This window comes from Bradyrhizobium sp. IAR9, from assembly GCF_013408065.1.
Classification (GTDB): domain Bacteria; phylum Pseudomonadota; class Alphaproteobacteria; order Rhizobiales; family Xanthobacteraceae; genus Bradyrhizobium.
The window spans coordinates 14,343-28,371 of the sequence record NZ_JACBZW010000014.1; the positions used below are offsets into that span (position 1 = coordinate 14,343).

The window sequence follows — 14,029 nt, forward strand, 5'->3', positions numbered from 1 at the left end:
GATGCTGCGGGACCTCGCGAAGGTAAGATGACGCAAGTATCTGCTCTTTGACTATACGGCAGGTTACTTTGGATGACTGGAAATGCGTGGAAACAGGCCGAATTCGACTTGCGAATATTTAAAAGGTTACTTTCGCTTCTCTGGAGCGACGCCAAGACGTGGGGTTTCCTGGGGCCAAGTGATGCGAAATCACACAAGCAATAGATGGTATCGCTAAGGACTTGCTAATGCTATGCAAGCTTAGGCGGTCGATACTTACTTAAATTTTAACCCTTTTTACGGTGCCCGGTTGAACTACGCTGGCCAATTTGACGCCGCGATTGCTTTGGATGGCCAGGGTTCCCGCTCGCCCGGCGGTGCCCATGTCGATTCCTTTACGGCGAAGGCGCACGGTTACGTGCCTGAGGGCGCGTTCGTTGTTCCCGACCCCAACCTGATCTTCAACGGCGAATTCAAGCGTGCCGGTCTCGATCTCGTGCTGTCCCACGAGGGGCACGAATTCGTCGTTCACGATTATTTCAGGGGCGAAAAGCGTGCCGCGCTCGCCTCGCCCGACGGCGCCCATCTCACTGGCGAAATCGTCAACGCGCTTACGGGCCATGTCCAGGTTGCTCAAGCCGCGCCCGGCGGCGCGGCCGCAGCCCAGGTCATCGGCCATGTCACCAAGCTCGTGGGCAGCGCGACGGCGATCCGCAACGGCGTCTCGGTCATCCTGAACAACGGCGACAATGTCGAGAAGGGTGACGTGGTCTCGACCGGCGCGGATTCCACGCTCGGCATCACCTTCATCGACGGCACCGTGTTCGGCCTGTCCTCGAATGCGCGGATGGTGTTGAACGAGATGGTCTACGACCCCAACGGGTCGAGCAACTCCTCGCTGCTGAGCCTCGTCGCCGGCACCATCACCTTCGTCGCCGGCGAGACCGCCAAGCACGGTGACATGAAGATCGACACGCCGGTTGCCACCATGGGCATCCGCGGCACCGCCGTGCTGACCCAGATCAACTTCGTCGTTCCCGCCGGTGGCGGCGATCCGCAGCCGCAGGCGAGCTTCCAGGTGCTGGTCGAACCGAACGGCACGACGGGCTCCTACATCCTGTTCGACAAGGTCACGCTGCTGCCGATCGCGACGGTCAACCAGGCCGGCCAGATGATCCAGATCAGCGGCGGCAACGTCTCGATCTCCAATGCGCTGATGTCGCCGGATGTTCAGAAGCTGATCACGGACGTGTTCACGCTGAAGTTCACCGACAACAACACCAACACCAAGCTGACCACGAACTTCACCGACACGCTCACGCCGATGAGCCTGGACGTGGTGTTCAAGTCGGGGGGCGGCGCCGTCGCGACCGCGACATTCGTCAATCTCAATCCGCAGGGATCGGAGGCGCCCAGCACGTCCACGCCGCCCATCGTGCGTATCCCCGGCCAGCCGATTGTGCAGAGCTTCGACGCCGGCGGCAATGTGAAGTCGGCGTTCGCGCTGACCGAGCGTGCTGACACCACCGGCGACACGCATTCCGATACGATTTCCGGCCTGATCAGATTCGTCGATCAAAACCTCGGCGACCGGCCGACGGTGAGCATCAGCCTCGCCGAAGCGCCGAACTATGTCTACAAGGACGCCGGCCAGCACGACGTCACCGGCTCGCTCTCGGCGCTCCAGAAGCAGGACATCGCGGCGACCCAGATCCAGATCAACGTCGCCCCCGACGCCGGCAACAATAACAACGGCTCGGCGGTCTGGACGTACACGATCCCGGACAAAGTCTTCGACTTCCTCGCGGCCGGCGAAACGCTGACGCTGACCTATATGGTCCGCGTCGACACCAATTTCGCAGTCAATCCCGAGTCCAAGTTCATCCCGATCACCATCACGGTCACGGGAACGAACGACAAGCCCACCGTCGCGACGTTGGGCGGAACCGTCATCGAGAAGGTCGGGACCGGCAACGAGACTCTGGATACCATCACGGGCACCGTCACCTTCACCGACGTCGATCTGACGGACCGCCCGATCGTGAGCGCGGCGCTCTCGTCGACCCAGCCGTTCAAATATCTCGATGCGCAAGGCCACGACATCACGTCGACGCTGACGCCGCAGCAGCTCGCGGCGATCGCCGCCGTCGAGGTGCCGCTGACCGTGGTACAGGGCGCTGGAAACAGCAATAACGGTTCGGCCACCTGGACCTACAGCGTTCCCGACCATCTGTTTGATTTCCTCGCCAAAGGCGAGAAGCTGACCCTCAACTACGTGGTGCAAGTCGATGACGGGCACGGCGGTGTCGTCAGCACGCCGGTTACCGTGTCCATCGACGGTGCGGACGTCAATGTCGAGGGCACCAACGACGTGCCGACGATCGTCGAAGATCTGACCACGCCGACCGGTGCGGTGACCGAGGATACGGCGGCCACGCTCGCCGCCAACGGCACCATCACATTCAACGACCCTGATCTCACGGACACCCACACCGCGAGTTTTTCGCTGAAGTCGACGATTTCGAGCGCGCATCTGCCCGGCTTCAGCGACGGCGCCTCGCATATCGGCACGTTCAGCCTCGGCTCAGTAAATGAAAGCCCGGGCGCCAGCTCCCGCGGGTCAGTGGGCTGGACCTTCACGCTCGACGACAACGACCCGGTGCTTCAGTCGCTGGCGGAAGGGCAGACCATCACGCAGGTCTATACCGTCAGGATCGACGACCATCACGGTGGGACCGTCACGCGGGACGTCACGGTCGTCATCACCGGCAAGAACGACGCGCCGACCGTGACCAGCGGTGCCGCGGCGGCGACAGGTCATGTCGTCGAGGACGCGGGCCTGACGCTGTCGATCGACGGCACGCTGGCGATTCAAGACCTCGATCTGATCGACACCCATGCGGCGCAGGCGGTGTTCAAGTCCTCGTCCATCAGCTCGGCTCTGCCGGGCTTCGATGCCGACAGCACGCACATCGGCACGTTCACGATCGATCAGTCGGTGCTGGAGTACAATACCGACACGAGCAATGGCGCGACGCTGGGTTGGCACTTCAGCCTCGACAACAGCAATGCAATGCTGCAGTCGCTGGCGCAGGGCCAGACCATCACGCAGGTCTACACCGTTACGTTCGACGATCATCATGGCGGTATCGTCAGCCAAGACGTCACCGTCACGATCACGGGCGTCAATGATGCACCGACGATCACGAGCGATGCCGCCGCAGCGACGGGCGCGGTGACCGAGGATGAGTGCGCCTCGCTCACGGCGGACGGCACGCTGGCGATCCAGGATCTGGACCTGACCGACACCCACACGGCGGCATGGTCGTTCAAATCTTCGTCCGTCAGCTCGGACCTGCCGGGCTTCGGAGCCAGCTCGCATATCGGCACCTTCACGATCGATGCGGTGTCCGAATCCGGCAGCGACAACGACGACGGTGCGACGTTGGGCTGGCACTTCACGCTCGACAACAACGATCCCGTGCTGCAGTCGCTGGCGGAAGGGCAGACCATCACCCAGGTCTACACCGTTACGCTCGACGACCAGCATGGCGGCAAGATCAGCCAGGACGTTACCGTCACGATCACCGGCACCAATGATGCGCCGGCGGTGTCCTATGTCACGTCGGACTACATGAACTTCGACGGCCAGACCATCGCGGTCGGCGAGGTGCCGACCGTCGCGTCCGATGGGGTTACGCTGGATGGCTGGGTAAACTGGAACGGAGCCGCTGCGCCCGACGGCCAGGTCCTGTTCTACAACGGCAATACCTCGACAGCCGGCTTCGGTCTTATCGGTACCGTCGTCAGCGGCAATCTGGAGATCGAAATTCTCGAGGGAGGCGTCGATATCCTGGATACCGGCTTCGCGCTCACTGCAGGGCAATGGCATAACCTCGCCTTGACGCGCGATCAGGGTACCTTCACGCTTTTTGTCGATGGGAACGCCGTCTACTCCCACAGTGGAGGCGTGAACGCGGTCGGCAGCGGCCAGGATCCGTCCTACATGATGATCGGGGCCGCAAGCGACAGGTACGCCCCCGGCTTCGGGGCGCAGGGCTTCACCGGCTCGATCGCCGATGTCAGCGTCTGGACCACCGCGCTGACGCAAGCTCAGATCCAGTCGATCGACTTCACCGCGCTCACCGGCAACGAGGCCAATCTGGCCGCGTATTACCAGCTCGCCGACGGCGGTGGGACCACGGCCTCCAATGCGGTCAACCCCGCCAAGAGCCTCGCGATCGCGGGCGATGCGGACTGGGCAAGCAGCACCTCCGGGCCGGGGGGCGCCGTTGCCGATTTGGTGGAAACCAATGCCGGCCAGCTTGCGCATGGCGTGCTGGTGGTCTCCGACGTCGATGCGACCGATCACGTCACGGTGGCGGTTAGCGAGGTACAGGTTACGCTCGACGGCGTGCTGCAAACGGGCAGCGTCGGCGGATTGTCGAATGCCGACCTCCTCGCGGATCTCACTGTCCCCTCGGGTGATATCCTCGACGGCACCGCGACTCATACGCAGTTCACCTGGACCTTCAATTCGCACGGGCAGGCGTTCGATTTCCTCGCCGCCGGCCAGACGCTGTCGCTGCAATACACGATCGTTCCGTCGGATGCCGAGGGCGCTGGCACGAGCGCAGTCGTTACCGTCAACATCGCCGGCAGCAACGACGCGCCGACGCTGGCCGATCTCCACATCGGACCGCTCGAGGATACGACGGCCGACGACACCTTCTGCGATCTGACCGGGACGGTGGCGGGCAACGATGTCGATACCGGCGAGACGGCGACGCTGACCTATGCCGTCATCAACGCGGATCACCACGCGGCGACGACAGCTGGCGGACTCTACGGGACGCTGACGGTCAATCCCGACGGCAGCTACAGCTACGTTCCGAACGCCGCCGTGATCAACGCGCTGGCCGACGGCTCCTACGCGGATATTTTCACGGTCCAGACCACGGATGTGCACGGTGCAATCGGCACGGCCACGCTCACCGTCGACGTGACCGGCGCGGACGAGAGCGACGCTCCGGTGATCGACGTCGACCAGATTTACGTCACGCAGGAAGGCGACATGGTGTTCGTCCATGGCATCACCGTCGCCGACGCCGACGCTGCTCCCGATGAAACCTTCACGCTCACTGCGGCGGCGGATTCGGGCACATATGTGGAGCCAGCACCGACGTCCGATACCTTGGCGAGCGTCAATTCGGCCCTTCAATATCTGACATACGCCGAGCCGAGCCAGGGTGGGCCTGCGACGGATAAGCTGGCGATCACCGTCACCGACAGCCACGGTGCGAGCGATACGGTCAACCTGATCTTCAATCTGGCCGAACAAGGCCCGATGACCCTCGCCAGCACAGATGGCAAGGATGTGTTGTTCGGGACGGGCTATCAGGATCAATTCGTGTTCGCGGCCAATTCGAATCGCGACATCATTCTGGATTTCACGCACAATCAGGATCACATCGATCTGTCGGCCGTCGTGACCACCGCCAGCGTGTCCGACTGGATGGCTCAGCACGTGGCTGCGTCTGGAACGGATACTTTGATCACGCTCGATGCGGCGAACACCATCCTCGTCAAGGGTGTCAGTCTTCAGGCAAGCGACTTCATAGTGCATTCCTGACACCCCTGGGCGAAGCCGATCGTTGGCACACCAGGTCGGAGCTGCCGCTCGTCGTCAAAGCGTGATATTCCACCAGCATGAAACGTCTCAAGATCCTGCGACGGTGGTTTGCGCGCAAGTTCGGCTTTGCGCGGCTGATGTGCCTTGCGCTGCTGGTCGTGTTCGCCGGCGCGCGGCTGTGGGACCCGCCGCCGATCCAGGAATTGCGGCTGCGCACCTTCGACATGTTCCAGCTGATCGATCCTCGCCATAAGACGGCGCGGCCGGTTACCATCGTCGACATCGACGACAAGAGCCTCGCCAGGCTCGGACAATGGCCGTGGCCGCGCACGCGCATCGCCGACCTGATCCAGAACCTCACCAACAATGGCGTGGTGGCGATCGGCTTCGACGTCGTGTTCTCGGAACCCGACCGGCTCAACCCGGATCTGGTCGCGAGCCACATGCGCTATCTGGACGATGCCACCCGCGCCAAGCTGCGCGAGCTGCCGAGCAACGACCAGATTCTCTCCGATGCGATCAAGCGCTCGCGCGTGGTGCTGGGCGAGACCGGGCTTCCCGAGGTTTTGACCGAGCTTGATAAATCACTTCCGCTCACGGGGGTGGCGACCGTGGGCGAGGAGAGCGCCGAACGCTTCCTGTTCGAATTTCCAGGCTTGCTGCGCAACGTGCCGATCATCGAGAGGGTTGCTGCCGGCCGCGGCCTGTTTTCGATCAGGAAAGAGCGGGACGGGTTCATCCGCCGCGTGCCGATGATCATGCGCGCCCAGGGCAACATCATGCCCTCGCTCAGCCTCGAGATCCTGCGGGTCGTCACGGGCACGCCGACGCTGCTGGTCAGGACCGACAAGACCGGCGTGCGGGCCGTGCGCCTCAAGGGCGTCGAGATCCCCACTGACAAGAACGGCCAGTTCTGGGTGCACTACGCCCGCCGGGATCCCTCGATCTACGTCTCCGCGGCCGACGTGCTCGACAACAGCGTGTCGCCGAGCAAATTCGCCGGCAAGCTGGTACTAGTCGGGACCTCCGCGGCCGGGCTCAACGACATCAAGACCACGCCGGTATCCTCGACCATGCCGGGCGTGGAGATCCACGCCCAGGTGCTGGAGAGCGTGCTGAGCGGCGCGGCGATCTCGCAGCCAAATTACGCACTCGGCGTCGAGCTGCTCGCCGCGCTCATCATCGGCCTGCTGGTGATCATATTCACGCCGAATCTCGGACCGGTGCGCCTGGTGCTTGCGGGTGGGGCCTTCGCCGCGATCCTGGTCGGCGTATCCTGGTTCTTCTACGCACAGTACCGCTATCTCATCGACTTCACCTACCCGTTGCTGTCGACCACCGCGGTCTACCTGACGCTGATCTTTGCGAGCTTCGTGCGCGAACAGCGGCAGCGCGTGCAGATTCGCGGGCAATTTGCGCAATACATGTCGCCGGTGCTGGTCGAGCAACTCGTGCAATCGCCGGAGAAGCTCGTGCTCGGCGGCGAGGAGCGCGAGATGACGATCATGTTCTCCGATGTGCGCGGCTTCACGACGATCTCGGAGAGCTACAAGCACGATCCACAAGGGCTCATCGAGCTGATGAACCGCTTCCTGACGCCGCTGACTGACGTCATCATCGAGCGGAAGGGCTACATCGACAAATATATGGGCGACGCCATCATGGCGTTCTGGAACGCGCCACTCGACGATGCCGAGCACCAGATCAACGCCTGTGAGGCCGCGATCCAGATGCTGGAGCAGATCGACACGGTCAACAAGGAGCGCGAGCAGGAAGCCGCCGAGGGCGGCCGCGTCTATATCCCGCTCAATGTCGGTATCGGCCTCAACACCGGCATCGGCGTGGTCGGCAACATGGGCTCCGACCTGAAGAAGAACTACTCGGTGCTCGGCGACAGCGTGAACCTGGCATCGCGTCTCGAAGGGCAAACCAAGGAATACGGCTTTCCCATCATCGTCGGCTCTCGCACCGCGCTCGCCGCCAAGGAGAGGTTCGCGATCCTCGAGCTCGACTTCATCATGGTCAAGGGCAAGACCGAGCCGGAGGTGATCTACGCCATCGCCGGGCGCGAGGACGTGATGCACTCAGGCGCCTTCCAGCGCCTGCGCAACATCACCATCGAGATGCTCGGCTGCTACCGCGGCCGCGACTGGCAGGGCGCACTCGATGCGATCGAACGCGGCCGTCACAGCGAAGACGCCGATACGCTGGAGAAGCTGTTCAGGCTCTACGAGGCGAGGATCAAGGATTTCCAGCTCAACCCGCCGCCGGAAGGCTGGACCGGGGCCTATGCGCTGCTGACGAAGTAGTGTTTCGAGCGTGTAGTCCCGGCTAACGCCTCACATTCGCTGTCGTCCCTGCGAACGCAGGGACCCATAACCACAGGGAGTGGTTACGGCAGCGAGCGGGTAACTCCGAGTCTTCGCCAAACCACTCCCTGTGGTTATAGGTCCCGGGTCTGCGCTGCGCTTGCCCGGGACGACAGCTGAGTTTTGATGCGTGAGCACCAAATATCAACTCTCGTAGGGTGGGCAAAGGCGCGGTAGCGCCGTGCCCACGATCTTGCTCGGCAATGTAGAAATGGTGGGCACGCTTGCGCTTTGCCCCCCCTACGACACCTGCGTTGGCCTCTCACTCCATCCCGATGGTCGTCAGATCCTGAAACCAGTGCTGGGCTTGCACGAACTGCTTGATCTTCGGCGACAGCGCGTGCGGGTTGGTATCGTGCACGACCCAGACCAGCGTGGCGTCGTCCACGATCAGCGCGTGTGCCTGCGCCAGCAGCTCGTCCTGCTTGGCGCTGTCGAACGTCTGCTTGGCCTCGTCGATCAGAGCATCCACCTTCGGGTTCTTGTAGCCGCCCCAGTTGACGCCGACAGGCGCGATCTGGCCCGAATGGAAGAAGCGAACGATGGCGTAAAGCGGGTCTGACGTGACGTAGGCAATGTTGTTGGCGGTGATGCCGGCGTTGATCTCGTCGGCCGCGCCCTTGCGCCAGTGCGTGTAGAGCGTCTCGAGCTCGACCACCTTGAAGTCGATGTCGATGCCGATCTCTTTAAAACTCTGCTGCAGGAATTCGTTCATCGGCAGCGACAGCATCTGGCCGGTGCCTCCTTGCGCGATGATGAAGGTGGCCTTCAGTGGCTTGGCCTTGGAGTAGCCGGCCTCCTCGACCAGCTTCTTCGCTGCAGCCAGATCGTATTTCAGCTCGAAGCCCGGCTTGCCGAACCACGGGCTCGACGGGTCGACCTGGCCCTTGGCAGGCTTGGCAAGGCCATTCATCAGCCCGACCACGGCGTCACGGTCGATCGCGAGGTTCAGCGCCTTGCGCAGGCGGATATCGGTCCAGGGCGAGCCCGGCAGCACGCTGAGATGATAATTCCAGACATGCGGTGTGACGTTGTCGACGAGCTTCATGCCGGCCGCTTTCAGTTGCGGCACGGCATCCGGCGCCGGCGTCTCGATCAGATCGACCTGTCCCGCAAGCAGCGCGTTGGTGCGGGTCAGTGCTTCCGGCATCGGCACCAGCACGATCTTGTCGGCCTTCGGGATGCGCTTCTTATTCCAGTAGTCCGGGTTCTTGCTGAGTTCTGCGAGCTCGCGCGGCACCAGCTTGGTCAGCTTGAACGGGCCGGTGCCGGAGGGCTGGCTGGCGAACTTGTCCCAATCCTTGCCGAGCTTGTCATACTGTGCAGGGCTCGACACCAGAAACCACAGCATCTGATAGGGGAAGAAGGAATCGACCGTCTTGGTGGTGATCTCCACGGTGAAATCGTCGACCTTGGCGTAGCTTGCAACGGAGGGAAGGCGGGTCTTCACCTGCGCGCTCTGCCGTTTGTCGAATTGCGGCGCCTTGTCGTTGAGCACCTTGTCCAGATTCCAGATCACGGCGTCGGCGTTGAACTCGCTGCCGTCGTGAAACTTGACGCCCTTGCGAAGCGTGAAGCGCCATTTGGTCTTGTCGGCATCATCCACCTTCCACTCGGTGGCGAGCCCCGGCACCAGCTTGCCAGGCCGGTCGGCGACATCCATCTCCCAGGCGACCAAGGGATCGTAGATCGTGTAAGCCGTGAACTGATAGGCGCCGGCGCCGCGATCGGGCTGACCCGTGGTGAGCGGAATGTCGGCCATCGAGATGCCGTAGCGCACCACCGTTTCGGCGCGCGCCGAGATTGCGGACAGCGCCAGTGCAAGCACGGCGAGACAAATCGATAGACGAACACGCATGGCCCAAAGCTCCCAGGGGATTTCGGGACCGAACTTGCAATCTTGATGCCAGAATAGGCAGCGCGGCGCGTGCACCCGCCTGCGGCCTACAAGGACTTGTCGTCGCAGGGCCAAATCGCAGAATAAGTTTCTCTTTGGCATAGCCATTGCATACGATTGCATCAAAAATAGTCATCGAAGCCGGAAAAGGATTGAGGCGATGCTTACTAAGAAGAAGAACACGCGCGCGGCATTGATCGCGGTGCTCGCTCTAACGACGGCGGCCGCATGGCCGCGCGAGGCCAGTGCCGAAACCGTGCTGCGCATCGGCATGACCGCTGCCGATATTCCGCGCACACTTGGCCAGCCGGATCAGGGTTTCGAAGGCAACCGCTTCACCGGCCTCACCATGTACGACGCGCTGACCGGCTGGGACCTGTCCTCCGCCGAGAAGGCGAGCGTGGTGATTCCCGGCCTTGCCACCGAGTGGAAGGTCGACGATGCCGACAAGACCAAGTGGGTGTTCAAGCTGCGCCCCGGCGTGACCTTCCATGATGGCACCCCGTTCAATGCGGATGCCGTGGTGTGGAACGTCGAGAAGGTGTTGAAGCAGGACGCGCCGCAGTTCGACGCCAGCCAGGTCGGCGTCACGGCCTCGCGCATGCCGACGCTGGCTTCTGCGAAGAAGATCGACGACATGACGGTCGAGCTCACCACCAAGGAGCCCGACAGCTTCCTGCCGATCAACCTCACCAATTTGTTCATGGCGAGCCCGGCGAAGTGGCAGCATTTCTACGACAAGGCCGAAGGCGCCGACGCCAAGGCCAAATCGCAGGCGGCGTGGACGGCCTTCGCCAAGGACGCCGCAGGCACCGGCCCGTGGAAAATGGCGAGCTTCACGCCGCGCGAGCGGCTCGAGCTCGTGAAGAACGCGAGCTATTGGGACAAGGCGCGCGTGCCCAAGGTCGACAAGATGGTGCTGTTGCCGATGCCGGAGGCCAACGCACGCACCGCGGCGCTGCTCTCTGGGCAGGTCGACTGGGTCGAGGCGCCGGCTCCGGACGCTCTGCCCGAACTGAAGCAGCGCGGCTTCAAGCTCTACGCCAACGAGCAGCCGCATGTCTGGCCGTGGCAGTTCTCCCGCGTCGAGGGGTCGCCCTGGAACGACATCCGCGTGCGCAAGGCCGCCAACCTTTGCGTCGATCGCGAAGGCCTCAAGGACGGCCTGCTCGCCGGCCTGATGGTGCCGGCGACCGGCACCTTCGAGCCCGGCCATCCCTGGCGCGGCAAGCCGAGCTTCGAGATCAAGTATGACAGGGCGGCTGCGCAAAAGCTGATGCAGGAGGCCGGCTTCGGCCCCAACAAGAAGCTGACGGTGAAGACGCAGACCTCCGCCTCGGGTTCGGGCCAGATGCAGCCCTTGCCGATGAACGAGTATCTCCAGCAGGCCCTTGCCGAATGCTACTTCGATGTGCAGCTCGACGTCATCGAATGGAACACGCTGTTCACCAACTGGCGCCGCGGCGCCAAGGATCCCTCGGCCAACGGTTCGCACGCGACCAACGTGACCTATGCGGCGATGGATCCGTTCTTCGCGCTGGTGCGCTTCCTGCAATCGGGCATGGCGCCGCCGGTCTCGAACAATTGGGGTTTCATCAACAATCCCAAGTTCGACGAGCTGGTGAAGAAGGCGCGCCAGACCTTCGATCCCGCCGCGCGTGACGCCGCGCTCGCCGAGCTGCACGCGGCCTCCGTCGACGATGCCGCCTTCCTGTACGTCGCCCACGACGTCGGCCCCCGCGCGATGAGCCCGAAGGTGACCGGCGTCGTGCAGCCGAAGAGCTGGTTCATCGACTTCTCGCTGGTGTCGATGAAGTAGTTCGCACCACACGAACAGTGCACCCTCTCCCCTTGTGGGAAAGGGTGGCTTCGCGACAGCGAAGCCGGGTGAGAGGTCTCTCTCCGCGAGTGGCCCTTTCCCTCATCCGATAACGCTGTATCCGCGGGTAGAACCCCTCATCCGGCGCCGGAGCCGAAGCTTCGCTTCGGCGTCGACTTAAAAACGGCCGCCGGAGGCGGCCTATGCCACCTTCTTCCACAAGGGGAGAAGGAAGAAAGAACCAAACGTGCTCGCCTATATCGCCAGACGCATCGTCTACGTCGTTCCGATCGTCATCAGCGTCGCGCTGGTGTGTTTTCTGCTCGTGCACATCACGCCGGGCGATCCGCTCGTTGCCGTGCTCCCCGCAGATGCCTCGCAGGAGCTCGCGGCGCAGCTCCGTGCCGCCTATGGTTTTGATCGCCCGCTGCCGGTGCAGTTCGGCTTGTGGTTGATGCGCGCCCTGCACGGCGATCTCGGCAATTCCATTGCGACGGGGCGCCCCGTGCTCGCCGAAGTCATGCGCGCCGTCAGCAATACCGTCACGCTGGCGATTGCCGCCGCCATCATCGGCTTCACCATGGGCATCCTGCTCGGCCTGATCGCCGGCTACTTCCGCGAGACCTGGATCGACAAGGTCGCGACGTCCTTTGCCATTGCGGGCGTCTCCGTGCCGCACTACTGGCTCGGCATGGTGATGGTCATCATCTTCTCGGTGCAGCTGAACTGGCTGCCCGCGGTCGGCGCCGGGCCCGGCGGCTCCGCCACCTGGGCCTGGGACTGGGCACACCTGCAATACCTCGTGCTGCCGGCGTTCACGACATCGGTGATTCCCATGGGTATCGTCACCCGCACGGTGCGGGCGCTGACCGGCGACATCCTGAGCCAGGATTTCGTCGAGGCCTTGCGCGCCAAGGGGCTGCATGAGCGCGGCGTGTTCCGCCACGTCATCAAGAACGCCGCGCCCACCGCGCTCGCGGTAATGGGGCTGCAATTGGGTTACATGCTCGGCGGCTCGATTCTGATCGAGACCGTGTTCTCCTGGCCGGGCTCGGGCTTCCTGCTCAACTCGGCGATCTTCCAGCGCGATCTGCCGCTGCTGCAGGGCACGATCCTGATCCTGGCGCTGTTCTTCGTCTTCCTCAATCTCATGGTCGACATCGCGCAGGCCGCGATCGATCCGCGCATCAAGCGGGGCTGATAATGAGTTCAGCTGTCGCCACGCAAAAGGTGCTCCCCCTGTCCCGCTTGCGGGGGAGGGGCGGGGTGGGGGTGTCTCCGCAATCGAGGACCCCCAAGAGGAGAGAACCCTCACCCGGCGCGCGGGACGATGCTTCGCATCGCCCGGAGCGCCGACCTCTCCCGCAAGCGGGAGAGGTGCACCACCTCCTTGGCTCGCATCGATCGTACCAACGACTGGGAGCCAGCCAATGAGCGAGCTTCCGTTGTCCGCCACCGCCGATGCCGCGCTGCAGGCCGCGCCCGCGACCAAGGCGCGCGGTTATTGGGCGACCGTCGGCCGCCGCATCCGGCGTGACAAGGTCAGCATGGCCTGCGCGCTGGTGCTGCTGTTGATCTTCCTGTCCGCGATCCTCGCGCCCTGGCTGGGTCTGGAAGATCCCTACAAGGGCTCCATGATCCGCCGCCTGCGCCACATCGGCACCGTTGGCTATCCGCTCGGCACCGACGAGCTCGGCCGCGACATGCTGGCGCGGCTGATCTATGGCGGGCGGCTGTCGCTGGTCATCGGGATCCTGCCCGTGATCCTCGCCTTCTGCATCGGCACCTCGCTGGGCCTCGTCGCCGGCTATGTCGGCGGCAGGCTCAACACCGCGATCATGCGCACGATCGACGTGTTCTACGCCTTTCCTTCGGTGCTGCTGGCGATTGCGATCTCCGGCGCGCTGGGGGCCGGCATCCTCAATTCCATCGTGTCGTTGACGGTCGTGTTCGTGCCGCAGATCACCCGCGTCGCCGAAAGCGTCACCACAGGCGTGCGCAACATGGACTTCGTCGAGGCCGCGCGTGCCTCGGGCGCCGGACCCATCACCATCATGCGCGTGCACATCCTCGGCAACGTGCTCGGCGCGATCTTCGTCTATGCCACCAGCCTGATCTCGGTCTCGATGATCCTCGCCGCCGGTCTCTCCTTCCTCGGTCTCGGCACAAAACCGCCGGAGCCGGAATGGGGCCTGATGCTCAACACATTGCGCACCGCGATCTACGTCAATCCCTGGGTCGCCGCATTGCCGGGCGCGATGATCTTCGCGGTCTCGATCTGCTTCAACCTGCTCTCGGACGGCCTGCGCAGCGCCATGGACATCAGGAACTAG

The 14,029-nt window shown here is 63.3% G+C and carries 6 protein-coding genes; 5 read left to right on the forward strand and 1 reads right to left on the reverse strand.

From position 1 onward, the window contains the following. Positions 1-289: 289 nt before the first annotated feature. Positions 290-5,611, forward strand: a complete 5,322-nt coding sequence (locus tag GGD67_RS29895; RefSeq protein ID WP_179737909.1) for a VCBS domain-containing protein — start codon at positions 290-292, stop codon at positions 5,609-5,611. 77 nt (positions 5,612-5,688) lie between these two features. Then, a complete protein-coding gene (locus GGD67_RS29900; protein ID WP_179737911.1) occupies positions 5,689-7,920 on the forward strand; it encodes a CHASE2 domain-containing protein in 2,232 nt (743 codons plus the stop codon). Between the two features lie 322 nt (positions 7,921-8,242). Here the strand turns inward: GGD67_RS29900 and GGD67_RS29905 are convergent, their stop codons facing one another. Next, the gene (locus GGD67_RS29905; RefSeq protein WP_179737913.1) at positions 8,243-9,838 is read right to left on the reverse strand and encodes an ABC transporter substrate-binding protein; all 1,596 of its coding nucleotides are present in this window, start codon (positions 9,836-9,838) and stop codon (positions 8,243-8,245) included. A gap of 199 nt (positions 9,839-10,037) precedes the next feature. Here GGD67_RS29905 and GGD67_RS29910 point away from each other — a divergent pair, with 199 nt between their 5' ends. The 3 genes from GGD67_RS29910 (at position 10,038) to GGD67_RS29920 (ending at position 14,029) form a co-directional block, all read left to right on the forward strand. After that, positions 10,038-11,696 (forward strand): ABC transporter substrate-binding protein, encoded by a 1,659-nt coding sequence (locus GGD67_RS29910; RefSeq protein WP_179737915.1) that lies wholly within the window; start codon positions 10,038-10,040, stop codon positions 11,694-11,696. Positions 11,697-11,943: 247 nt separating this feature from the next. Next, positions 11,944-12,897, forward strand: a complete 954-nt coding sequence (locus tag GGD67_RS29915) for an ABC transporter permease (protein WP_179737917.1) — start codon at positions 11,944-11,946, stop codon at positions 12,895-12,897. Positions 12,898-13,126: 229 nt separating this feature from the next. Then, the gene (locus GGD67_RS29920; protein WP_018321357.1) at positions 13,127-14,029 is read left to right on the forward strand and encodes an ABC transporter permease; all 903 of its coding nucleotides are present in this window, start codon (positions 13,127-13,129) and stop codon (positions 14,027-14,029) included.